At 69.0% G+C, this 23272-nt stretch carries 21 protein-coding genes and 1 pseudogene; 15 read left to right on the top strand and 7 right to left on the bottom strand.

Annotation, left to right across the window (positions count from 1 at the left end; translation table 11 throughout):
* Positions 1–177: 177 nt before the first annotated feature.
* From ACTMTF_RS12430 to ACTMTF_RS12415, 4 genes are all read left to right on the top strand, one after another.
* Positions 178–2886: a nitrate- and nitrite sensing domain-containing protein gene (locus tag ACTMTF_RS12430; protein WP_441110731.1), complete on the top strand. Its 2709-nt coding sequence runs from the start codon at positions 178–180 to the stop codon at positions 2884–2886.
* Positions 2886–3308 carry a roadblock/LC7 domain-containing protein gene (locus tag ACTMTF_RS12425; protein ID WP_441110730.1) on the top strand — a complete coding sequence of 141 codons (423 nt, stop codon included), beginning with the start codon at positions 2886–2888 and terminating at the stop codon, positions 3306–3308. Before ACTMTF_RS12430 ends, ACTMTF_RS12425 begins: the two co-directional genes overlap by 1 nt.
* A gap of 66 nt (positions 3309–3374) precedes the next feature.
* Positions 3375–3689, top strand: coding sequence for a DUF742 domain-containing protein (locus tag ACTMTF_RS12420; RefSeq protein WP_397010726.1), 315 nt, complete (start codon positions 3375–3377; stop codon positions 3687–3689).
* Complete coding sequence (locus tag ACTMTF_RS12415) at positions 3670–4242, top strand: GTP-binding protein (RefSeq protein ID WP_397010021.1); 573 nt, start codon at positions 3670–3672, stop codon at positions 4240–4242. Before ACTMTF_RS12420 ends, ACTMTF_RS12415 begins: the two co-directional genes overlap by 20 nt.
* On the opposite strand, the gene ACTMTF_RS12410 is transcribed toward ACTMTF_RS12415, so the two are convergent.
* Entirely contained in the window at positions 4243–5202 is a 960-nt protein-coding gene (locus ACTMTF_RS12410) for an SIS domain-containing protein (RefSeq protein ID WP_441110729.1), read from the bottom strand.
* The gene (locus tag ACTMTF_RS12405) at positions 5199–6161 is read right to left on the bottom strand and encodes a phosphotransferase (RefSeq protein ID WP_441110728.1); all 963 of its coding nucleotides are present in this window, start codon (positions 6159–6161) and stop codon (positions 5199–5201) included. The genes ACTMTF_RS12410 and ACTMTF_RS12405 overlap by 4 nt, the downstream gene beginning before the upstream one ends.
* Before the next feature lie 382 nt (positions 6162–6543).
* Here ACTMTF_RS12405 and ACTMTF_RS12400 point away from each other — a divergent pair, with 382 nt between their 5' ends.
* From ACTMTF_RS12400 to ACTMTF_RS12385, 4 genes are read left to right on the top strand one after another with little or no spacing between them, the layout of a single operon-like run.
* On the top strand, positions 6544–7665 hold the full coding sequence (locus ACTMTF_RS12400) for a polyamine ABC transporter substrate-binding protein (protein WP_441110727.1): 1122 nt from the start codon (positions 6544–6546) through the stop codon (positions 7663–7665).
* A gap of 32 nt (positions 7666–7697) precedes the next feature.
* Positions 7698–8537: an ABC transporter permease gene (locus ACTMTF_RS12395; RefSeq protein ID WP_441110726.1), complete on the top strand. Its 840-nt coding sequence runs from the start codon at positions 7698–7700 to the stop codon at positions 8535–8537.
* Positions 8530–9309, top strand: a complete 780-nt coding sequence (locus tag ACTMTF_RS12390) for an ABC transporter permease (protein WP_397010012.1) — start codon at positions 8530–8532, stop codon at positions 9307–9309. The genes ACTMTF_RS12395 and ACTMTF_RS12390 overlap by 8 nt, the downstream gene beginning before the upstream one ends.
* Positions 9296–10357, top strand: a complete 1062-nt coding sequence (locus tag ACTMTF_RS12385; protein WP_441110725.1) for an ABC transporter ATP-binding protein — start codon at positions 9296–9298, stop codon at positions 10355–10357. Before ACTMTF_RS12390 ends, ACTMTF_RS12385 begins: the two co-directional genes overlap by 14 nt.
* On the opposite strand, the gene ACTMTF_RS12380 is transcribed toward ACTMTF_RS12385, so the two are convergent.
* A complete protein-coding gene (locus ACTMTF_RS12380) occupies positions 10351–10956 on the bottom strand; it encodes a TetR/AcrR family transcriptional regulator (RefSeq protein ID WP_397010010.1) in 606 nt (201 codons plus the stop codon). The genes ACTMTF_RS12385 and ACTMTF_RS12380 overlap by 7 nt on opposite strands.
* Positions 10957–11083: 127 nt before the next feature.
* Here ACTMTF_RS12380 and ACTMTF_RS12375 point away from each other — a divergent pair, with 127 nt between their 5' ends.
* The 6 genes and pseudogenes from ACTMTF_RS12375 to ACTMTF_RS12350 all read left to right on the top strand — a co-directional run bounded on the left by ACTMTF_RS12375 (position 11084) and on the right by ACTMTF_RS12350 (position 18573).
* A complete protein-coding gene (locus ACTMTF_RS12375; protein WP_441110724.1) occupies positions 11084–12352 on the top strand; it encodes a glycosyltransferase in 1269 nt (422 codons plus the stop codon).
* Between the two features lie 17 nt (positions 12353–12369).
* Positions 12370–13785, top strand: a pseudogene (locus tag ACTMTF_RS12370) (aminobutyraldehyde dehydrogenase); the annotation flags it as partial.
* A 253-nt stretch (positions 13786–14038) separates the two neighbouring features.
* Complete coding sequence (locus tag ACTMTF_RS12365) at positions 14039–17170, top strand: nitrate- and nitrite sensing domain-containing protein (protein ID WP_441110723.1); 3132 nt, start codon at positions 14039–14041, stop codon at positions 17168–17170.
* On the top strand, positions 17167–17589 hold the full coding sequence (locus ACTMTF_RS12360) for a roadblock/LC7 domain-containing protein (protein WP_049565005.1): 423 nt from the start codon (positions 17167–17169) through the stop codon (positions 17587–17589). Before ACTMTF_RS12365 ends, ACTMTF_RS12360 begins: the two co-directional genes overlap by 4 nt.
* Positions 17590–17609: 20 nt before the next feature.
* Entirely contained in the window at positions 17610–18014 is a 405-nt protein-coding gene (locus ACTMTF_RS12355; protein ID WP_397010007.1) for a DUF742 domain-containing protein, read from the top strand.
* Positions 17995–18573 (top strand): GTP-binding protein, encoded by a 579-nt coding sequence (locus tag ACTMTF_RS12350; protein ID WP_441110722.1) that lies wholly within the window; start codon positions 17995–17997, stop codon positions 18571–18573. Before ACTMTF_RS12355 ends, ACTMTF_RS12350 begins: the two co-directional genes overlap by 20 nt.
* 69 nt (positions 18574–18642) lie before the next feature.
* Here the strand turns inward: ACTMTF_RS12350 and ACTMTF_RS12345 are convergent, their stop codons facing one another.
* Positions 18643–19416, bottom strand: a complete 774-nt coding sequence (locus tag ACTMTF_RS12345; protein WP_441110721.1) for an ABC transporter ATP-binding protein — start codon at positions 19414–19416, stop codon at positions 18643–18645.
* A gap of 106 nt (positions 19417–19522) precedes the next feature.
* Between ACTMTF_RS12345 and ACTMTF_RS12340 the strand changes: the two genes are divergently transcribed.
* Positions 19523–19945 (top strand): pyridoxamine 5'-phosphate oxidase family protein, encoded by a 423-nt coding sequence (locus tag ACTMTF_RS12340; protein ID WP_441110720.1) that lies wholly within the window; start codon positions 19523–19525, stop codon positions 19943–19945.
* Positions 19946–19952: 7 nt separating this feature from the next.
* Here ACTMTF_RS12340 and ACTMTF_RS12335 read toward each other — a convergent pair whose 3' ends face one another.
* The 3 genes from ACTMTF_RS12335 to ACTMTF_RS12325 are packed head-to-tail and all read right to left on the bottom strand — an operon-like array spanning position 19953 to position 22680.
* Complete coding sequence (locus tag ACTMTF_RS12335; protein WP_441110719.1) at positions 19953–20840, bottom strand: ABC transporter permease; 888 nt, start codon at positions 20838–20840, stop codon at positions 19953–19955.
* Positions 20837–21682 (bottom strand): ABC transporter permease, encoded by an 846-nt coding sequence (locus tag ACTMTF_RS12330; RefSeq protein WP_441110718.1) that lies wholly within the window; start codon positions 21680–21682, stop codon positions 20837–20839. The genes ACTMTF_RS12335 and ACTMTF_RS12330 overlap by 4 nt, the downstream gene beginning before the upstream one ends.
* Positions 21679–22680 (bottom strand): ABC transporter substrate-binding protein, encoded by a 1002-nt coding sequence (locus ACTMTF_RS12325; RefSeq protein WP_397009995.1) that lies wholly within the window; start codon positions 22678–22680, stop codon positions 21679–21681. Before ACTMTF_RS12325 ends, ACTMTF_RS12330 begins: the two co-directional genes overlap by 4 nt.
* Between the last annotated feature and the right edge of the window lie 592 nt (positions 22681–23272).

Here is a 23272-nt window from a genome sequence, read left to right as displayed (position 1 = left end):
GCTTTATAGATGGGGCTCCAGGTTCTTGCTCATGCGTCACACTGCTCGACTTATGTCGCGTTATGTTCGCTTGGCCGAGCTGGTAGGTATGTGTTCCAATTACCCAGGCTTGCTGGATTTTCACATGCGTCACGGGGATCTTCATATTGCGCCGATTCGGGCGAGAGGTTGCGTTCGGTGAGTACTGAGTTAGGACAGCGGCCGCCAGAGGAAGGCAACTGGCGGTTGCGTAACTGGCGTGTTCGGGCGCGACTTGTCGCGCTCATTCTCGTCCCGACGGCCGCGGCCGTGCTGCTCGGTGGCTTTCAGGTGTTCGCCTCCACCGGCGCGGCGGCCGATTTCGCGCGCACCAATCAGCTCGCCCAGCTCTCCGCGCAGATCGGCGAGCTCACGCACGTCGTGTCCGGAGAGCGCGCGCGGACCTCCTGGTTCATCGCCAGGAACCGCCCCGCCAGCGCCCTGCCGCCGGTGCGCGAGCAGATGGAGCAGGTGGACGACGTCATCGGCGAGGTGCGGACCAGCGCCGACGCGCTCCTGCTCACCGTCACCGGCCGGACCGCCGACCAGATCCAGAACATGCTCAACCGGCTGGACGACCTCACCGGGCTGCGCGAGCAGGCGCTTGAGGCCGACCTGTTGCCCGCCGCCTCGGTCGAGCTGTACACCACGGTGATCAACGACCTGCTCTCGGTGCACAACGAGCTCATCAAGGGCAGCCAGGACGACGAGCTGTTCCGCCAGTCGCGCATGCTCGACGCGCTCGCCCGCGCCAAGGAGAGCGTCTCGCACCAGCAGGCCCTGCTGACCACCGTCCTGACCGAGGGCGCGTTCAGCCAGGACCAGCTCAAGCGCTTCCTCGGCGAGTTGTCCCGGGAGGAGAACGAGCGCAGGACCTTCGCCGACGAGGCCACCGCCGAGGAACGCCGGATCTTCGACGAGAACGTCAACGGCCGCTCCGCCGACAACATGCTGTTCCTGCGCGAGCTGGTGCTCATCAGGGCGACGGCCGGGCAGACCGTACGCGGGCTCGACCAGGGCAACCGCGACGACGCCGGGCAGTGGTTCGAGGCGTCCAACGTGGTCGTCGACTCCATGCGCCTGGTCGAGCAGCGGCAGGCCGCCGGCATCGTGACCCGCAGCGAGGCGCTCAGCGCCGACGAGCGGCAGCGCGCGTACGTGATCGCCGGCGCGGTGATCGCGCTGCTCGTGGCCGTCCTGCTGATCACGACCGGGGTGGCCAGGTCTCTCGTACGCCCGCTGCGCCGGCTGCGCGCCGAGGCGCTGGACATCGCCGGCAAGCGGCTGCCGGACTTCGTGCAGCACCTGCGCGAGTCCCGTGACGGCGTGGTGGACGCCGAGGTGCCGCCCATCAACGTCTTCTCCAGGGACGAGGTCGGTGAGGTCGCGCGGGCCTTCGACGAGGTGCACCGCGAGGCCGTGCGCCTGGCCGGCGACGAGGCCAGGCTCCGCGCCAACGTCAACTCGATGTTCGTCAACCTGTCGCGGCGCAGCCAGACGCTGGTGGAGCGGCAGCTCTCCCTGATCGAGCGGCTGGAGCGCGGCGAGCGCGACGACGACCGGCTCGGCGACCTGTTCAAGCTGGACCACCTGGCCACCCGCATGCGCCGCAACAGCGAGAACCTGCTGGTCCTGGCGGGCCAGGAGGCCGCGCGCAAGTGGAGCCAGCCGGTCGAGCTCATGGACGTGGTCCGGGCCGCGCTCGGCGAGGTGGAGAGCTACGACCGGGTCAGCATCCAGGTCCAGTCGGAGACGGCCATCGCGGGTCAGGGCGTCAACGACGTGGTCCACCTGCTGGCCGAGCTGATCGAGAACGCCGTCTCGTTCTCCGCCCGCGACACCAAGGTCATCATCTCCAGCAGCCGCATCGACGGCGGCGGGCTGATGGTCTCGGTCACCGACAACGGCATCTCGATGAACGCGGAAGAGCTGAGCGAGGCCAACTGGCGGCTGGCGAACCCGCCGGTGGTCGACGTGTCGGTGTCGCGCCGGATGGGCCTGTTCGTGGTCGGCCGTCTGGCCCTGCGGCACAACATCAGGGTGCAACTGCGGCGTCAGGACGTCGGCGGGCTGACGGCCATGGTGCTGCTGCCGGAGACGCTGCTCACCGCGATGCCCGGCTCCGCGGCCGACGCGTCCGTCGTCCGTACGGCGGTGTCCGCCCCGGAGATGATGCCGTACGCGCAGGTGCCGATGCAGACCATGCCATCCATGCCTTCGATGCCTCCCATGATGCCTACGCCTTCCATGCCGGGCCCCGGCCATCCGTCTCTGGACATGACACCCGCGCCCGAGCCTTCCTCGTGGTTCAGCTCGCAGTACACGAACTCCGTGGAGCTGCCGTCCGAGCCGTTCCCCTCCCAGGAACCCGCGCAGGGCGACTTCCTGCCGATCTTCGCCTCCGTCGAGTCGAGCTGGTTCACCAAGCCGTCGTTCACGCCGGACCGGCGCGAGCCCGACCCGGACCCCGCCTGGTCGTCGTCGGGCGCCCCGTCCTGGCCCTCGAAGGAGGAGACGTCCTGGCCCTCGCAGGGCGAGGTCACGCCGGCGCCCCTCCCGACGCGGGCCGCGCGAGCGCCGCAGGATGACACCGGCTCGATGACGCCGCCCCGCGCCCCGGTCGAGTGGTCGTCGCCGGCGGACAGCGGCTGGCAGGCGGCCGGAGCGGTCCGCGAGCCGGCCCTCGGCGGCACGACGAGCTCGGGACTGCCGAAACGGACGCCGAAGGCGAATCTGGTGCCCGGCTCCGCGGCGCCCTCGCCGGCGCCCATGCCCGCGCCCCCGGTGTCCCCCGATCGGCTGCGCAGCAGGCTCTCCAGTTACCAGCAGGGTGTCCGCAAGGGCCGGGCCGAGCTTGAGGAGGACTGATGAGCAATCTGAGCCAGGCGGCCAAGGATGTGAACTGGCTCGTCAGCGGTTTCGTCGAAGAGGTGCCCGGAGTGGCGCACGCGGTGGTGGTCTCCGCCGACGGGCTGCCGATGGCCTTCTCCCGAGGGTTCCCCCAGGACCGCGCCGACCAGCTCGCCGCCATCGCGGCCGGGCTGGTCAGCCTCACCGCGGGATCGGCGCGGGTCTTCGAAGGCGGCGAGGTCGTCCAGACCCTCGTCGAGATGGAGTACGGCCTGATGCTGGTGATGTCGATCAGCGACGGGTCGTGCCTGGCGGTGCTGGCGGCACCTGACTGTGACATGGGCCTGGTGGCCTACCAAATGACGATCCTGGTGGAACGCGCGGGGCAGGTGCTCACGCCTGACGTGCGCGCGGAACTCTCAAGCGCGCGCCCCTGGTGATGGGAGTAGACGTTGGCATCGTGGCATGGCGGTGAGCCGGAGCCCGAGCGCAGCTCGTTGGTGAGGATGTACGCCGTAACGGGTGGCCGGACCGCGCCGCGGACCGCGCTCGCCATGGAGGCGCTGGTCTCCTCGGCGACGTCGGTGCAGCTCGGACCGGTGTACGCCCGGGAGTTCCGGCAGATCAGCGAGCTGTGCCGGCAGATCAGATCCGTGGCGGAGATCTCCGCGCTGCTGGCCATCCCGCTCGGGGTGGCCAGGGTGCTGGTCGCCGACATGGAGGCGGAGGGGCTGGTCAGGGTCTATCAGCCACAGCTGGACGCGGGCAAGCCTGACACGAGCCTGCTCGAAAGGGTGCTCAGTGGACTACGCAGGCTCTAGTCCCGGCCTCACCTCGACGAAGATCGTGGTGGCCGGTGGCTTCGGCGTGGGCAAGACGACGTTCGTCGGTGCGGTGTCGGAGATCATGCCGCTGACGACGGAGGCGGTGATGACGGACGCGTCGGCGGGGGTCGACGACGTCTCGCTCACGCCGAACAAGAGGACCACCACGGTGGCGATGGACTTCGGCCGGGTGTCGCTGGACCGTGACCTGATCCTTTACCTGTTCGGGACGCCGGGGCAGCACCGGTTCTGGTTCATGTGGGACGACCTGGTGAAAGGCGCGATCGGCGCGGTGGTGCTGGTCGACACGCGCCGGCTGGCCGACTGCTTCCCGGCGATCGACTACTTCGAAGAGGCCAAGCTGCCCTTCGTGGTGGGGATCAACGGCTGGGACGGGGGCTTCCCGCACATGGAGAGCGAGATCCGCGAGGCGCTCACCCTGTCGCCGCACATCCCCCTGGTACGCACCGACGCCCGCAGCCGTGAGGCGGTCAAGTCCACGCTGATCACCCTCGTGGAGCACGCGATGGCCGCCCGCACGGCGTACTGATCACTGGGCCGACCACCAGTAGGCGGCCACCAGCTCGGCGACCAGCGTCTCGGTCAGCAGCGCCACGTCCGGGTCGTCGTCATGGGCGTACCTGACGGCCGCGGTGGCGTCCTTGACCTCGCCGCCCACGGTGATCACCGTGGACCCGCGCTGCCGTACCCAGTCCATGGCCTGCTCGTCGTAGCGTGAGCCGGGGAACAGCAGCGCGCGGTAGTCGAGGGTCTTGGTCAGGTAGACGTCCACGTGCGCCCAGTCGCCGGTCTCGCAGGCGTCCGCCGACCGGCGCGGGCCCTCCCTGAGCATCAGCGCCGACTGCTCGGCCGACGACAGGCGCTCCACCGGGCCGATCGCGTACACCCCGTGCGGGCCGTCGAGCAGCTCCAGCACCATCGGCAGCCACTCGTCGCGGCGCTCCAGCAGGTCGGCCGTGGCCTCGGCGCCCCGCCGCACCAGGGCCGCCACGTCCCGGCCGGACCCGGTGAGCCGGGACTCCAGGGCGAGCAGCAGGGCGAGGGTGTGCTGGAAGGTGCGGCACGACACGCCGCCCCGCTCCACGCCCGCGTGCATGGGGATCACCAGGTCGGCCGCCCGCGCGAGCGCGGAGTCGGGGGTGTTGGTGAGCGCCCCCACGGGGGAGTCGCCGCCCGCGTAGCGGGCCACCGCGTCCAGTGTCTCGCGGCTGCTCCCGGTCGCGGAGATCGGCACGACCAGCGTACGGGAGTCCGGCGGGAAGGAGGCGGCGGCGGAGGCGTACTCGGCGTAGGCGTCGACGCCCGCCGCCCGCAGGCGCAGGGCGGCGACCCCGGCGGCGTAGCGGGAGCTGCCCATCCCCAGGAACAGCACCCGCTCGACCCCGGCGGGCAGCGCCGCGAAGGGATCGGCCGCCTCCAGCGCCTCGGCCAGGGTGGCCAGGGCGGCGGGTTTGGCCTCCAGGTCGGACAGATAGAGCTCGGGGTTCAACGACTCTCCTCGGGATACCAGTCGCGCAGCACACCCATCGGTGCGTAGCGCCATCGGGGCAGGTGACGGGCCGCGTAGATCAGCTCACGGCACTCCTGCTCGATCTCGAACGGGCGGATCAGGGACTCGTCGAGCAGGCCGGCCGCGCCACGCTCGGCCAGGCGGCCGGTGTAGGCGGCGAGCATGAGCGCCCTGGCCTCGGCGGCCCAGTGGGCGGCGCTCTCCGGCGGGGTGCCGCGGCGCTTGATCGCCACCTGGGCCACATGCTGGAGGCTCGTGGTCAGCTGGGCGACGTCGCGGGCGGCGGGCTGGAGCGGGTCGGCGCCGGTGACGGTGGGGTTGCCGTCGAAGTCGATCACCGCGTAGCCGTCGCGCCAGCGCAGGATCTGGCCCACGTGCAGGTCGCCGTGGATGCGGATCCTGGGCGAGGCGACGGGCCGGGCCAGCGGCGCCAGCTCCTCCCGCAGCCGTCCGGCGTGGCCGGCCAGCCAGGCGCCGTCGTCGCCGCCAGTGAGCTCCAGGGCTTCGCGCAGGGCGGACTCGGCCCTGACGCCGTCCTCACCGGGGAAGGACGCGCTGGGGAAGGACGCGCCGGGGAAGGGCCCGCCGGTCCCGGGTTCGGCGCGGGGCCCGGGTTCGGCGGGGGACGCGGGTTCGGTGGGGAAGGTCGACAGGGCGAGGTGCAGGTCGGCGGCGAGGCGGCCGAGAGCGGGGGCGAAGGCGGTGCGGCCCGCCTGGGCGTCGTCGGCGCACCACTCCCAGCCGTCCGTGGCCTCCGGCAGATAACCCGTCACCAGCGCGAGGAGGATTTCGTGCGGCCCGTCCACCCGGGTGAGCGCGGCGTAAGGCGGCGCGGTGTCTTTGAAGCCCGCGTCAACGAGGTGAGCGAGCACCTCGGGCGTGCGCGGCAGCGGGACGGGAGGTGTGAGCCATTTCACGACGACCCGGTCATTCACCACCACAGAGTAGTTTGTCTGGTCTACGTGCGGCCCGAAGTCGCGCTCGGTCTGGACCCCAGTGTGCGTGGGGCCTGGGCTGTGCGAGATGGTGGGCAGCGGAAGGAACCGGCGGACGGCGAACCCCGGCGGCACGGGCCTTTCCAGCACGGCGAGCAGAGCGGTCGTGAGACCGCGATCTCGGTGGGAGGGCGGATTCTCACCGAGAGAGATCAACCGGTTCCATATTGAATCCGAATTCAACACTTGGACCAAACTTCCAGGTAGCAATGTCCGGCAAAGTCTTGCTCATGTTGATTTCTGCTGCAACACTCCTGCTCTGGTCTGCCGTGCCCGGTTGGTCGCGCGACCCCCCGTACATCGAAATTCATAAGGAGTAGCGGCTGTGTTCCGTACCCGGGTCACCCGTCGTCTTCCGGCTGCTGTAGCGGCGGCCGGCCTCGCGCTCGCCGTCGCGGCGTGCGGCGGTGGGTCGACCAACAGCGCAGAGACAGCACCGCAGGCGTCAGCCGCTCAGCTGAACCCGAACGCCGACCTGACGAAGCAGTCACTCATGGTGACGGTCTGGGATGGATACACGCCCAAAGAGCTCCAGGACATGGTGAAGAAAGAGCTCAAGGTCAGCAAGCTCGACATCACCATCCACGACACCAACGAGACCGCGATGACCAAGCTCACCACCGGTGGTGACAGCGGCATCGACGTGGCGTTCGTGTCCGGCCAGTACGCCCAGGCGCTCGCCGAGCAGGGCCTGCTGGAGCCGATCCACGCCGAGCTGATCCCCAACCTGGCCAACCTGTACCCCGAGGCCACCCAGCTCTCCTACGACAAGGGCAACAAGTACTCCGTGCCCTACACCTGGGGCACGACCGGCATCTGCTACCGCAGCGACCTGGTGAAGGCCGAGCCGACGAGCTGGAACGATCTACTGAAGCCGCCGGCCTGGGCCGAGAAGAAGGTCACGCTGATGACCACCGAGCGCTGGCTGGCCCTGCCCGCCCTCAAGGCCCTCGGTTACTCGGTCAACACCGCCAAGGACGAGGAGATCGCCAAGGCCAAGGAGATGCTGATCGCCGCCAAGCCGCATCTGCTCGCCTTCGACGACACGACGTTCGGCGACCGGCTGATCAAGGGCGAGGCGCTCATGGTCGAGGCGTGGGACGGCTGGTGCCCGACCACCGACGCGAAGCAGAACATCAAGTTCACGGTGCCGAAGGAGGGCAGCGACCTCTGGGTGGACACCATGGTGATCATGAAGTCCTCCAAGAACAAGGAGGCCGCGCACGCCTTCGTCAACTACATCCTCGACCCCGAGGTGCACCGCTGGGCGGCGGAGAACATCAACTACAAGGTGCCGAACAAGGCCGCCATGGACAAGGTCAAGATCGCCCCGGGATCGCTGCTCGGCATCAAGCCGGCCGAGCTGCTCAACGGTGAGGCCATCTTCGACCTCGGCCAGGCGTCGACCAAGTACACGCGCCTGTCGTCCGAAGTCCAGGCCGACTAGTTGCGGTGAAAGTTTCGATCGGAGCCCGGCCGGTGTCCCCTTCGCGGGGGCGCCGGCTGGGCGCATTCGTCTTCCTGGCCCCCGGGCTCACCTACCTGATCGTGCTGCTCCTGGTGCCGCTGGCGCTGGTGCTCAGCTACACGGTCTTCCAGCGTGGGCGTTTCGGCGGCGTCGTCTACGAGTTCACGGGCGAGAACTTCGCCCGCCTGTTCGACCCTCTCTACCTGAGCGTGCTCGGCACCTCACTGAAGATCGCGGGGCTTGCCACGCTGATCGCGTTGCTGCTCGGCTACCCGACGGCCTACCTGATCGCGCAGCTTCCGCGTAAGTGGAAGACGATCGCGCTGGTCGCGATCGTGCTGCCGTTCTGGACCAACTTCATCATCCGCGCCTACGCCTGGATCATGCTGCTGAGCGGCCCAGGGCTGGTCAACTCCGGCCTGCAGGCGCTGGGGCTGGAGCCCGTCGAGCTGCTCTACAACGAGGGCGCCGTCGTCACCGGCCTGCTCTACTCCTACCTGCCGCTGATGGTGCTGCCGCTGTACGCCGCGATCGAGAAGCTCGACCCACAGCTGCGCGAGGCCTCGGCCAACCTGGGCGCGTCGGCGTTCACCACCTTCCGCAAGGTGACGCTGCCGCTGACGGTGCCGGGCGTGCTGACCGGCTGCCTGTTCGTGTTCGTGCCGAGCTTCGGCAACTTCGTCATCCCCGAGATCCTGGGCGGCGGCAAGACGGCCATGGTGGGCAACCTGATCCGCACGGAGTTCCTGTCCGCCCGCGACTGGCCGTTCGGCTCCACGCTGGCGCTGGCCCTCATCGCGGTGCTGCTCGTGCTGCTGCTCGCGCAGGCCTGGGTGGCCCGCCGTGCGTAGATCGAAGCTCCTGCACGTCCCGTTCTGGGCGACGTACGTGTTCCTGTACGCGCCGATCGTCGTGCTGGTCGTGATGTCGTTCAACTCCGGCGAGTCGGCTTACACCTACGAGGGCTTCAGCCTCAAGTGGTACGCCGACCTCGCCCAGGACGAGCGCATCATCGACGGCCTGATCAACACGATCATCGTGGCCACGGGCTCCACGGTGATCGCCACCGTGCTCGGCACGCTGCTCGCCGTGGGCCTGGCCCGGCACACCAGGTCCAAGACGCTGGACGCGGTCGCGCTGATGCCGGCCGTGCTGCCCGACCTGGTGCTCGCCATCGGGCTGCTGCTCTTCTACGGCATGATCCAGCTCACGCTGGGGCTCTACTCGGTGATCCTGGCGCACGGCGTGTTCGCCATGGCCTTCGTGGCGGCGGTGGTGCGCACCCGGCTCTCGGGCAGCGACGGCTCGCTGGAGGAGGCCTCGCGCGACCTGGGCGCCGGCCCGGTGACCACGTTCAGGAAGGTCACGCTGCCGCAGCTCGCGCCGGGCATCGTGGCGGGGGCGCTGCTGGCGTTCACGCTGTCGCTGGACGAGTTCGTGATCGCCTTCTTCACGATCGGCAACAGCGAGCAGACGCTGCCGATCGTCATCTATTCCATGATTCGTTTCGGGGTGACCCCGAAGATCAACGCGCTGGCCGCGGTCCTGCTCCTGGTGAGCTTCACGGCGGTGATCGTGGGGCAGCGCATGACCAAGATCGGGGAGTCACGTGCTCAAGATTGACGGGATCACCCGCAGGTTCGGCGAGGTCACCGCGCTCGACGGCGTCTCACTGGAGATCGGGCAGGGCGAGTTCTTCGCCCTGCTCGGCCCGTCGGGCTGCGGCAAGACGACCCTGCTGCGCATCATCGCCGGCTTCGAGACCCCCGACAGCGGCACGGTGACGCTGGACGGGGAGGACCTGCTGGGCAAGCAGCCGAACCGCCGGCCGATCAGCCTGATGTTCCAGTCGTACGCGCTGTTCCCGCACATGACGGTGGCCAAGAACGTCGCCTACGGCCTGGAGCGCGAGAAGCTGCCGCGTCAGGAGATCAAGCAGCGCGTCGGCGAGGTGCTGGAGACCGTGGGCCTGTCGGCGCACGCCGGCCGCAAGCCGCAGCACCTGTCCGGCGGCCAGCGTCAGCGCGTCGCGCTGGCCCGCTCCATCGTCAAGCGCCCGCGCCTGCTGCTGCTGGACGAGCCGCTGTCGGCCCTGGACAAGAAGGTCCGCGCGGACATGCAGCTGGAGCTCAAGCGGCTGCAGAACGAGGTCGGTATCACCTTCGTGGTCGTCACCCACGACCAGGAGGAGGCCATGTCGCTCGCCGACCGCATCGCGGTCTTCGACAACGGCGTGGTGCGCCAGGTGGACGAGCCGGTCGCGCTGTACGAGCGCCCGCACACCCGGTTCGTGGCCGACTTCGTCGGGGCCAACAACCTGTTCGAGGGCGCCCTGGGCGACGAGGACGCGCTGGAGACCGCGGACTTCGGCGCGCTGCGTGGACGGCCGCTGCGGCCGCTGGAGACGGGCGCCAAGGCGCTGCTCGGCATCCGGCCGGAGAAGGTCCGGCTGGGCGCGGCGACGGACGCGGGCGGACTCACGGGCGGCCTCAAGGGCTCGGTGCTCGACGTCAGCTTCTACGGCGGCGTCTCGCACATCTCGGTGTCGGTGCCCGGCCGGCCCAAGCCGGTGCTGGTGGCGGTGCAGGGCGCGAGCGAGGTCAAGTCCGGCGCCGAGGTCACCCTCGGCTGGCGGACCGACGACGCCGTGATCATCCCGGTGGATCAATGAAGCAGGTCGTTGCCCGTCACCGTGCGCGCGTAGGACAGGATCAGGTCCGCCGCCTCCTGAGGGCCGATGAGCGGATGCCGGGCCGTGATCCGGTAGCCGTACGCGTCCTCCAGCGCCACCAGGTTGCGCGAGATCGACAGCGCGTCGGCGGTGAGCCTGAAGACCCCGAGCGCCGACCCCGTGTCCAGGATCGACTGGTACATCGACACCTGCCGGTCGTAGAGCGAGGTGAGCAGCACCCCGTAGACGCGGTGCCGCCCGGCGGCTCCGCCCAGCTCGTTGAGCAGCCGCACGTCCGGGTCGAGCGGGCCGGTGGGCAGCCCCGACTTGATGGTCAGCACCAGCTTGGTGACCGGGTCGGTGAGGGCGGCGATCTGCCGCAGCCGCTGCTCGTAGAAGCGCTCCATCCCGGCGTGCTGCGCCTCGACGAGCAGCTCGCCCAGGTCGGGGTAGTGGTAGAGGACGGCGCCGGAGGTCAGCCCGGCCTCCTCGGCCACATGGGAGAGCTGGACGCCGTCGACGCCGTGCTTGATGATGGCCCGCCGCGCCGCCTCGATCAGGTCGATGCGCCGGTCAGTACGGCTCTTGCGCTGGGCCATCTTCACCACCTCGCCATTTTCTTCGCCTGCAGTTCAATAAGTCGTGACCATAGTGCCCTGAAGTTGACCTTCTCGCTACTTGAGTATTTGAATTTCCATTCAAATGTCTAGCCCTACCGGAGTGCCCATGTCTCTCACCATCCTGTTCATGCCGGAAAGCGCCTACGGGCCCACCAACAACTCCATCGGCATCGGCGACATCCTGCGCAATCGCGGGCACCGCGTCGTATTCGCCGCCGAGGCGTCATGGAAGGGCAAGCTGGAGGCGCTCGGCTTCGAGGAGGACCTGGTCGACCTGGCCCCGCCCGCCGAGGAGGAGCAGGACGCCGGTCAGTTCTGGAAGGACTTCATCCGCGAGACCGCGCCCGAGTACCGCAAGAGCACCCTTGAGCAGCTGGAGACCGTCACCAAGCCCATCTGGGACTCGCTGATCGACGGCGCGAAGTACTGCGAGCCGCAGCTCAAGGAGATCATCGAGCGGGTCCGGCCGGACGTCATCGTCGAGGACAACGTGATCACCTTCCCGGCGCTGCTCACCGCCGGCAAGAAGTTCGTCCGGATCGTCTCCTGCAACCCGCTGGAGGTGCGCGGCGAGGGCGTCGCGCCGGTCTTCTCCGGGCTGCCCGCCGACGACCGCTCCGAGTGGGACGCCTTCCGCGCGGAGTACGACCGCACCCACCGCGAGATCTGGAGCGCCTTCAACGTCTGGTGCGTCGAGCAGGGCACCGAGCCGCTGCCCGAGCTGGACTTCATCCACGAGGGCGACCTGAACCTCTACGTGTTCCCGGAGATCCTCGACTACGCCGGCGCCCGGCCGCTCGGCGAGAACTGGCACCGCCTCGACTCCTCCGTCAGGGAGACCGACGAGGACTTCGAGCTGCCCTTCGAGCGCAACGAGGGATCGCTGATCTACTTCTCGCTCGGCTCGCTCGGCTCCTCGGACGTGGAGCTGATGCAGCGGGTGATCGACGTGCTGGGCACCACCCCGCACCAGATCATCGTCTCCAAGGGCCCGCTGCACGAGGAGATCAAACTCGCCGACAACATGTGGGGCGCCGAGTTCCTGCCCCAGACGAAGATCATACCCCTGTGTGACCTGGTCATCACGCACGGCGGCAACAACACCACCACCGAGGCGCTGCACTTCGGCAAGCCGATGATCTTGCTCCCGCTCTTCTGGGACCAGTACGACAACGCGCAGCGGGTGGACGAGTTGGGCTATGGTGTCAGGCTTTCCACCTACGCTTTCACCGATGAGGAGCTGAAGGGCGCGCTCGACCGCCTTCTGGGTGACGGTGAGCTCCGTGCGAGACTTGCCGCCGCCGGCGAAGAGATCCGCGGGCGCGACGGTCTGCGCAAGGCCGCTGACCTGATCGAGCGCCTCGGTCAGCAGTAGGTACGGAATCCAGGTACCACCAGGGAAAGATATCCATGCGTGAATTGATCAACCCCGCGACCGGGCTCGCCTGCGCGGAGCTGCCGGACACCCCCGTGGCGGCCGTCAACGCGGCCGTGCGGCGGGCCAGGGACGCCTTCGGCGAGTGGGGCGCGACCACGCCGGCCGAGCGGGCCCGGCTGCTGCTGCGGGTGGCGGACCTGGCCGAGGCCGACGCCGACGAGCTGACCAGGCTGGAGGTGGAGGAGACGGGCAAGCCCGCGGCCGTGTTCAGGGACGGCGAGCTGCCCTTCGCCATCGACAACCTGCGCTTCTTCGCCGGCGCCGCGCGCTCGCTGGACGGGACCGGGGCCGGGGTGTTCAGCGCCGGCTACACCTCGGTCATGATGCGCCGCCCCGTCGGGGTGATCGGATCGATCGCGCCGTGGAACTTCCCCTTCGTGATGGCCGTCTGGAAGATCGGCCCGGCGGTCGCGGCCGGCAACGCGGTGGTCATCAAGCCGGCCCCGCAGACGCCCCGCAGCACGCTGCGCCTGGCGGAGCTGTTCGCCAAGGCGGGCGCGCCCGACGGGCTGGTCCAGGTGGTCACCGGCGGCGCCGAGGTGGGCGAGGCGCTGGTCACCGATCCGGGCGTGGACATGGTGAGCGTGACGGGCTCCACCGAGACCGGCCGGGCCGTCATGACGGGCGCGGCCGGCACGCTCAAGCGGGTCCACCTGGAGCTCGGCGGCAAGGCGCCCGCGCTGGTCTTCGAGGACGCCGACCTGGCCGAGGCGGCGCGCGGGGTGGCCCTGGGCGCCACGTACAACACCGGCCAGGACTGCACCGCGGCCACCCGCGTCTACGTCGCCCGCGAGGTCTACGGCGAGACGGTCGAGGCGCTCCGGGCGACCCTCGCCGAGATCCGGGTCGGCGACCCCTGGGACCCGGCCACGGACATCGGGCCGCTGATCTCCTCGGCGCACCGGGACCGGGTGCACGGCTTCGTCTCCCGCTCGGGCGGGCGGATCCTGCACGGCGGGTCGCCGGTCGACGGGCCGGGATTCTTCTACCCGCCCACCCTGGTGACCGACGTCGCGCAGGACAGCGAGATCGTTCAGGGCGAGCTGTTCGGGCCCGTGCTGGTGGTGCTGCCGTTCGACGGCGAGGACGAGGCGGTCAGGCTGGCCAACGACACCCGTTACGGTTTGGCCTCGTCGGTGTGGTCGGCCGACGTCGCCCGCGCGATGCGCGTCTCCCACCGCCTCGACGTGGGGGTGACGTGGGTCAACGATCACCTGCCGATCGCCAGTGAGGCCCCGCACGGCGGGGTCAAGGGCAGCGGCTTCGGCAAGGACATGAGCCAGGAGGCGGTCCAGGAGTATTCCGTGACCCGCCACCTGATGATCAAGCATACGGCACCCGCGGAACGCGACTCGTTCCGCCCAGCCTGAGAAACGTGGACGGCGTAATGTCGCCCAAAGTCCTGCTTTGGGAGACTTTGATGGGATATGTTCGGTTGGCCGATCTGGTACGGGTTGTGTTCCAATTACCCAGCCCGGCAGAATCCCATGCGCCACACGCGTGTCTGATTTCCTTCGAGCACGTAACGGCGAGAGGTTGCGAGAGTCAGTGAGGACGGAAAACCCCAAGCACACGAGGCCGGGGGAGTACACAGGCGGACGGTTCCGGCTGGCGAACTGGCGCGTGCGCTCGAGGCTGGTGGCGCTGATCCTCATTCCCACGATCGTGGGTGTGCTGCTCGCAGGCATCCAGCTGGCCGACGCCATCGGCACCAGCAGCGAGTACCGCCGGCTCACCCAGGTGGCCGAGCTGGTGCAGCGCGTCGGCGTGCTCTCCCACGAACTCGGGAAGGAACGTACCCTCACCGCGTGGTACGTCGCCGACGACCGGCGTCCCGGCCGGATGACCCAGCTGCGCACGCAGCGCGGCACGGTCGACGCCGCCAAGCAGCGCGTGCTGGAGGCCTCGGCCACCATCGACGCCTCCCACTCCGCGCGGGTGCGCGCCGAGGTCGCCGAGATGAACCGGTGGCTCAACGGCCTCAAGGGGCTGCGTGAGTCGTTCCTGGGCCAGAGCGTCCCGCCCCGAGCCTCGATCAGCACCTACTCGCGGCTCATCGAGGTCCTCGCCGCGCTCCAGGCCGACCTGGGCGAGGGCGTCAACGACGAAGACCTCCAGGGCGACGTGAACGCGCTGCGCGCGCTCCAGCGGGCCAAGGAAGAGGTCTCCCGCCAGCAGGGCATCATGATCGTCGCGCTGGAGGAGCGGTCGCTCGACTACGACGACCTGTCCGACTTCCTGGGTTCGTGGAACCGTCAGCAGGCCGAACTCGCCGCCTTCGAGCAGGAGGCCGATCCGCAGGACCTGAAGGCCTACTCGCAGGCCGTGCGCGGCATCGAGATCGACCGCGCCGACTCCATGCGCCAGCGGGCCCTGGCCCAGCTGCGCGAGTACGCGCGCATCCGGGACCTCGACACCACCTCACGCCGGGACATCAATCTCTGGTACGAGAGCACCCTGCTGACCACCAACGCCATGCGCAAGGTCGAGGACGGCCTGGCCACCAAGATCGTGACGCAGACCCGCGAGCTCAGCGACACCGAGCAGCGCAACGCCATCATCTCCGGCGCCATCATCCTGGTCCTGCTGCTCCTCGTGCTGGTGATCACCACCCGGGTGGCCGGTTCGCTGGTCCGCCCGCTGCGGCGGCTGCGGGCCGAGGCCCTCCAGGTCGCCACCACCCGGCTGCCCGAGACCGTCCGCGTGCTGCGTGAGTCTGGCGACGCGGCCCGGGTGCCCGAGGTGCCGTCGGTCGGCATCGACACCCGGGACGAGATCGGGGAAGTGGCCCGCGCCTTCGACGAGGTCCACCGCGAGGCGATCCGGCTGGCCGGCGACGAGGCCAAGCTGCGCGCCAACGTCAACTCGATGTTCGTCAACCTGTCGCGACGCAGCCAGACGCTGGTCGAGCGGCAGCTCCAGCTCATCGAGGGCCTGGAGCAGGGTGAAGAGGACGAGAACCGGCTCGCCAACCTGTTCCGCCTGGACCACCTGGCCACCCGTATGCGCCGCAACAGCGAGAACCTGCTGGTCCTGGCGGGCCAGGAGGCCGCGCGTAAGTGGAGTGACCCGGTCCCCCTGGTCGACGTGGCCCGCGCCTCCCTGTCGGAGGTCGAGAACTACGAGCGGGTCCAGATCCAGATCGCGTCCGGCCCGATGGTCGCCGGCCCGGCCGTCACCGACGCCGTGCACCTGCTGGCCGAGCTGATCGAGAACGCCGTGTCGTTCTCGCCGCGAGAGAGCAAGGTCCAGGTCACCAGCGCCGTCGACGAGGGCGGCGTGCTGGTGACGATCAACGACCTGGGCATCGGCATGAGCCCCGAGGAGCTGGCCGAGGCCAACTGGCGACTGGCCAACCCGCCCGTCGTGGACGTCGCGGTGTCGCGGCGCATGGGCCTGTTCGTGGTCGGCCGCCTGGCGTTGCGCCACGGCATCCGGGTGCAGCTGCTGATGCGCGAGCGCGGCGGCCTGAGCGCGATGGTCATGCTGCCCGACATGCTGCTGGCCGGCACGCCGGGCAGCGGGCCGCAGCAGCGCTCCCAGTACGACGCGTTCACCAACTTCGACCCCGCCATGTTCGACCAGAGCCCGGCGACGAACGGCTCCGGCGTCTACGCGGCGCCGCCCGGCCTGGCCTCGATGCCGCCCGGGCTGGACACGACCGACATCAGGGGCAAGGACAGCGCTCCGATGGACACGCAGTGGCCCGGCTCGCTGCCCGCGCCCGGGGGCGAGGCCTGGCCGCCGTTCCCCGAGCCGCAGAAGCAGCAGGAGCAGTCGTGGCCGTCCTTCGGTGGCGAGGTGCCGCCCGCGCCGGCCAAGGACGAGCCCCGCTGGCCCTCGTTCGCCGAGGAGACGCCCCCGCCGGCGCCGGCGCTCGGCGATCAGCGCTGGCCGTCGTTCGCCGAGGAGCCCCCTCCGCTGGCGCAGGACGAGCCCCGCTGGCCGTCGTTCGCCACGGAGCCGCCCGCTCAGCCGCAGGAGGAGCCGCGCTGGACCTCCTTCGGCCAGCAGCCTCCCCAGCCTCCGCAGCGGCCCTTCGGCGAGGAGCAGCGCCCGTCGCCGTTCGCGGCCGACGAGCAGCGGTGGAACTCGCTCGCGGGTGACGACCAGCGCTGGCCGTCCTTCGCCGAGGGCCCCAAGGCCCCCGAGTCGATCCCGCAGAACGGCCACGCGGCGGTCAACCCGTTCGGGCCCGGCGAATACTCCTCGCAGGACCTGACCGGCCCGCTCCCCGTGGTGCGCAGTTCGCCGATCGAGGAGCAGGGCGAGGAGTTCCTGCCGATCTTCTCCTCCGTCGGATCGGACTGGTTCCGCCGGCCCGAACCCGAGCAGGTCGCCCCCCGCCAGCCCGACCCCGAACCGGAGACGCAGGCGCAGCCCGCGGTCCGGCCGGTCGAGGCAGCGTCGGCGGATCAGCCCGCGTCGCTGGACAAGCCCGCGCTGCCGCAGCGCAGGCCGGGTGAGTCGGGTGTCACCCCGTCGTGGACCTCGCCGGCGGACAGCGGCTGGCAGGCGGCACAGGCGGCGGCCGAGCCCGCCAAGGGCGGCACCACCGCGTCCGGGTTGCCGCGCCGCGTCCCGAAGGCGAACCTGGTGCCCGGAACGGCGAGCCTGGCTGAACCCCCAGTCACCTCGCCGGCCCCGCAGATCTCTCCCGAACGGCTGCGAAGCCGGTTGTCCAGCTTCCAGCAAGGCGTACGGCAAGGCCGCGCGTTCACCCGCGGAGACGAGAATGAGGAGGAGCAGCAATGAGAGAACTGAGCCAGGGAGCGCGTGGCATCAACTGGCTGATCACCGATTTTGTCAACAACGTGCCTGGTGTGGCGCACACCGTCGTGGTGTCGTCAGACGGCCTGCCTCTGGCCTTCTCCGAAGGTTTCCCCAAGGACAGAGCCGACCAGCTTGCCGCTGTCGCCTCAGGTGTGATCAGTCTGACCCAGGGTGCCGCCCGCGTCTTCGAGGGCGGCATGGTCACCCAGACCGTCATCGAGATGCAGCGTGGACTGTTGATGATCATGTCGATCAGCGACGGGTCCTGTCTCGCGGTGCTGGCGGCACCCGACTGCGACATGGGCCTGGTGGCCTACCAGATGACGCTGCTGGTCGAGCGTGCGGGCCAGGTGCTCACACCGGCCGTACGCGCCGAACTGCAGGCGGCCCGCCCCCGCTAGACGGGCGGTGACAGGAGATCATGGTGTCAGGTCAGGGTTGGGCTGGTGATAGCACTCCGCCGCATCCGTCGGCTCCCCGTCCGCCGAAGTCGAGCTCCCTGGTACGGCCCTATGCCGTGACCGGGGGGCGGACTGCGCCGCGGATGAAGTTCGCCATGGAGGCGCTGGTGTCCTCGGTGACGTCCGAATATCAAGATATTTCTCTATTAAGTCCGGAGTATCAGGCGATCATTCAGCTGACCCGGAACGTCCGATCGGTTGCTGAGATCTCAGCCCTCTTACACCAGCCCCTTGGGGTGGTCCGGGTGCTGATCGCCGACATGGCGTCGGAAGGCCTGATCCGCGTGCACCAGCCTGCGCTGGAAGCGGGAAAGCCGGACCTCAACTTGCTCGAAAGGGTGCTCAGTGGACTTCGCAGGCTCTAGCGCCGGCCTGACCTCGACGAAGATCGTCGTGGCCGGCGGGTTCGGCGTTGGCAAGACGACGTTCGTGAAAGCGGTGTCCGAAATCTTGCCGCTGACCACGGAGGCGGTGATGACCGACGCCTCGGCGGGGGTCGACGACGTCTCGCTCACGCCGAACAAGACGACCACGACCGTGGCGATGGACTTCGGCCGGGTGTCGCTGGACCGTGACCTGATCCTTTACCTGTTCGGCACGCCCGGTCAGCACCGGTTCTGGTTCATGTGGGACGACCTGGTGCGTGGCGCGATCGGCGCGGTGGTGCTGGTGGACACCCGCCGGCTGGCCGACAGCTTCCCGGCCATCGACTACTTCGAAGAGGCCAAGCTGCCCTTCATCATCGGGATCAACGGCTGGGACGGGCAGTTCGCGCACGGGGAGGACGACGTGCGCGAAGCGCTGTCACTGGGCTCGCACACCCCCGTCGTGCGCCTGGACGCCCGATCCAGGGACGCGGTCAAGACCACGTTGATCACCCTCGTGGAGCACGCGCTGACGCGTCACTCGCACGCTCCGGCGTGATCCGAGCGCCTCAGCGGTGCCGCGGGCACCGCTGAGGCGGCGAACGATCCCCATCGATCAGTACGTGGATCAGTGCGCGACCGTGTGGCCGCGCACCAGCCGCCCGACCTCGGCCCGCAGGTGGACGAAGTCAGGGTGTTCGCGGGTGGTGATCTGGTCGCGGGGCCCCGGCAGCTCCACGTTCAGGTCGCCGACCACGTGCGCGGGCGCCTTGGACAGCACCACGACGCGGTCGCCGACGTACACGCTCTCGTCGATGTCGTGCGTGATGAGCACGATCGTCATCTGGTGGAGCCGGCGCACCTCCAGTACGAGGTCCTCCAGATCCTCCCGGGTCTGCGCGTCGACGGAGCCGAACGGCTCGTCCATGAGCATCAGGGTCGGCCGGTAGGCGAGCGCGCGGGCGATCGCCACCCGCTGCTGCATGCCGCCGGAGAGCTGGAAGGGATACTTCCGGCCCGCGTCCGTCAACCCCACCGACGCCAGCGCCTCCTGCGCCGCCTCACGCCGCTTGCGCCGGTCGAGACCCTTACGGCGCAGCGGCAGCGCGACGTTGTCGGCCACCGACATCCAGGGGAACAGCGACCGGCTGTAGTCCTGGAACACCACGGCCAGGTTGGCGGGCGTCTGCTTCACCAGCACGCCGTCGACCTTGACCTGCCCGCCCGTGGGCGTGATCAGCCCGCCGATGGAGCGCAGCAACGTGGACTTGCCGCAGCCGGAGGGCCCGACGATGCACAGCAGCTCGCCGTCGGCCACCTTGAGGTCGAGCCCGTCGATGGCGTGATGCTCGTTCGGCCCACCGCCGCCATATATGTGCGTGAGGTTCTCTATCTCCAGCAAAATGAATTCCTAGGGCCGAGTCCAGCGATAACAGGCCGACTCTATCGAAGGGGTCATATCTTGCACATGACTATGGCCAGCGCGCGTGAGTAGTGTGTGGTGCCTGATGAATGGCTTCACTGAGGCGGAGCTCGCCTACCTGCGCACCCACGACCTGGCGAGGCTGGCGACGGCCACGGCCGCCGGGGCGCCCCACGTCGTTCCCGTCCGGTTCAAGCTGGACCCCGAGCGCAATCTGCTCGCGATCGGCTCCCACCTGCTGCCCGACGGCGTCCGTCCCCGCCGCTACCGGCACAACGTCCGGCACAACGAGCAGGTCGCCCTCGTGGTGGACGACTTCACCGACGACGGGCCCCGCGGCGTCGCCGTCCACGGGGTCGGCAGGGTCCACCTCCAGGGCGGTGAGGAGCTGAACCCCAGGTTCGAGCCGATCTGGCTGGCGATCATGCCGACCTGGATCTCCTCCTGGGGTGTGGACACGCCTCCCTACGCCGCGCCCCGCAGCCGGTGGGTGACCGAAGGACTGTGAGATCGGCTCACACCTCCACCCGCTGGGCGCTGTGGTGCCAGGCCAGCACGCGGCGTTCGGCGACCAGGAACAGTTCGTTGAGCAGATAGCCGAGGATGCCGAGCAGCAGGATGCCCGCCCACATCGCCGGCAGGTTGAAGGTGGAGTAGGCGACGGTGAGCTGGAAGCCGATGCCGTTGGTGGTGCCGGGCAGCAGCTCAGCGAAGACCGTGACGATCAGCGACAGGGACAGAGCCAGGCGCAGCCCGGCGAAGATCTTGGGCAGCGCGGAGGGCAGGACGATCAGGTAGACCTGCTGCGCCCGCGACAGCCGGAACACCTGCCCGGTGTTCAGGTGCAGCGGCTCCACCGAGCGGGCGCCGTCGGCGGTGTTGAGCAGCACCGGCCACAGGATGCTGAAGACGATGAAGGCCAGCTGCATGCGCAGCCCGAACCCGAACACCACCAGGAAGACGGTGACCAGCGCCGGGGGCGGGATCGCGCGCAGGAACTGCAGGACGCCGTCGAGATAGTCGTACGCCTTGGCCGACAGCCCCAGCGCCAGCCCGAGAGCGACGCCGATGACCGCGCCGCCCGCCAGGCCGCCCGCCATCCGGCCCAGGCTGGGCAGGACGTTCTCGACGGCCATGTCGGTCAGGAAGAGCCTTCCGGGCGGGCCGGAGAACCACATCGCGTGCATCCGGGTCACGATCGTGGACGGTGGCGGGAAGAACGCGCTGCCGGCGAGTGTCGTACCCCACTCCCACGCCGCCACCAGGACGACCAGTAGCAGCCACCGGGAGGCGAGCGCCCGCGCGAGCCGGCCGATGACCGCGCGCACCGCCCTCAACGTCCTGACCGCGCCCACACGGACCGCGCTCACACGGACGGCGGCCGCCCTTCTCACCGCGATCACCGCCCGGCTCCCACGGCGACCGTCGCGCCGGAGGGCGCCCCGAGCCTGGCGTGCTGCCACGCGAAGAGCCGTCGCTCGGCCGCGACCAGCAGCGCGTTGACGACCACCCCGAACAGCCCCACCCAGACGACCCCGGCCAGGATGTCGTCCATCCTCGCCGGCACCGCGATGCCCGCGAAGAAGATGAACACCCCGATGCCCTCGCCCCGGCCCGCCACGATCTCGGTGCTGACCGTGAGGATCAGCGCCACCCCGGTAGCCAGCCGGAACCCGGTCATGATGAACGGCGCCGCCGACGGCAGCGATACCCACCACAGCACCGCCGGAGCGCGGAAGCCGTAGGACCGCAGCGACTCCTTGGCGACCGGGTCGACGCCGCGCAGGCCGTACATGGTGTTGTAGAGGATGGGCCAGAGGGAGGCGTAGATCACCAGGGTGATGCGCAGCTGCAGGCCCGTCCCGATGACCAGCGCCACCAGGGGGATGAGCGCCACCGACGGGATGGGGCGGAGGAACTCGACGATCGCCCGGGTCGCCGCGTCGATCAGCCGGACGCTGCCGAACAGCAGACCGAGCGGCACCGCGATCAGCGCCGCCACGCCGAGGCCGATGGCCCAGGCCAGCATGCTGGTCGCCGCGTGCGCGCGGAAGGCGGGATCGAAGAGCAGCTCGCCGGCGCGCAGGAGGATCACCGAGGTGGGCGGCAGGAAGCCGGCGTCGACGAGCCCGGCCCGGCCGAGCACCTCGAACAGCGCGGCGAAGGCGAGCACCCCGACCGCCCGCCGCGACCACCGTGCGGTGGTCGTGGACGGGCGGTCACGGGTGCGGGTCCGGGCGCTCACCCGGAGGTGGTGGGGGACATCAACGACTTGACGTCGATCTCCTTGCTGAGCCATTTGGCCTCCAGCATCCAGTCGGCCACGCGTTGCAGCCGGACCGGGTTGTCGGAGCTGGAGAAGTAGGGGAACGTCACGGTCGCGGCCGTGTCCTTGTCGATCTGGGTGAAGTTCGGCAGCACGTTGGCCACCACCTCACGGTTGTTCTCCATCATCTTGGCCGCGTTGTGCAGCCCCCGCTGGAATGCGGCTGCGGTCTTCGGATGCTTGTCGTACCACTCCTGCGTGCCGATATAGCCGGAGATGGGGAATTCGGCCGCGGGGCCGGAGGCGGGATCGAGAATCTTTCTGGCGCCCATCGAGGACGTCGCCGCCGTTACCATCGGCTCGCCCAAATATGCGGCATCGAGCTGTCCCTTTTGCCACGCGGGCATGATGTTCTGGAACGTCACGGCAACGTACTTGATCTTCGTCGGGTCGACGTCGTTGGCTTTCAGGACTTGGGTGAGCGCGAGTTCCTGGAAATTACGCAGGACGTTCACATTGATCGTCTTGCCTTCGAGGTCCTTGGCGGATTTGATCGGTGAGTCAGGCAGAGCCATGATGCTCAGCGAGTCCGGTGCGGCGCGCGATCCTTCGGCCAGGATCCGCAGCTTCAGCGCGCCCTGATCGTGCGCCTGGAACATCGACACGTAATTGCCGAACATCGCGTCGATCTCGCCGTTGAGCATCATCGGAATGGCCTCGGGCGACGACTGGACGATCTCCGGCGTGACCTTGAGCCCCTCCTTCTCGAAGAGTTTCTGATCAATGGCGACGAACAGCGCGGCACTGTCGATGGCCGGCAGGGCGGCGACCTTCAGTTCGGTCTTCTCCAAGCCGCCGTTACCGGCGGCGGCGGACGTCTGTGGACTGGCTGTGTCGGATCCGCCGCCGCAGGCGGCGACTCCTAGCGCCAGGGCGAACCCGATGATGGCGGCCCGGGCGGGACGGCCAAGCCTCATGTCTTGGACTCCCTTCACACGATGAGGTGGAGCCTGGAGGGGAAGGAGGGGTGAATGTTACTGGGGTTACTCGCGGGACAGTGTGCATGGCGCACGACAGGACCTGACGGTAGCACCACATGATGCGCCATCATCGAGAAAATAACACTTGTGGTTGCATCGCCAGTTTGGCGCTATATCGTAAGGATTGACCCGACCAGTAAACAGTCTTCGTGCTTTCGCCTAATATGGCGCGGTTCGTGCCCTCAGGGGAAGGAGGTGACGCCCGGGGAAGCGGATGCCGGTGGGGCGAGTCGAAGATCGGCTCATGCGAGCTGAGACGAGTCAGTCCGTTTTGCTATTCAGCGTGGCGGACCGGTCTTGTCATGTGCGACAAATAGGGATATGCACAGTGTGACATTTCCTGATGTTTGATCCCGGTCATCGTCGTATGCTCAAATGGCCCTCATTTCGATAGTACACAGAGCCCCGCATGCGACGAGCAAGCATGGTGATCGAGATTTCCCCTCTGGGGCGAGAGGTTGCGAAGGCAGTGACTACGCAGAACGCTGGAGCTACCGCTGACCGCGAGGCGCACGGCCATCAGAAGCGC

Origin of the sequence: Nonomuraea sp. ZG12 (assembly GCF_052068115.1) — a bacterium.
Classification (GTDB): Bacteria; Actinomycetota; Actinomycetes; order Streptosporangiales; family Streptosporangiaceae; genus Nonomuraea.
The sequence above is the reverse complement of the archived record's forward strand: the minus strand, read 5'-3'. Positions and strand labels throughout refer to the sequence as shown.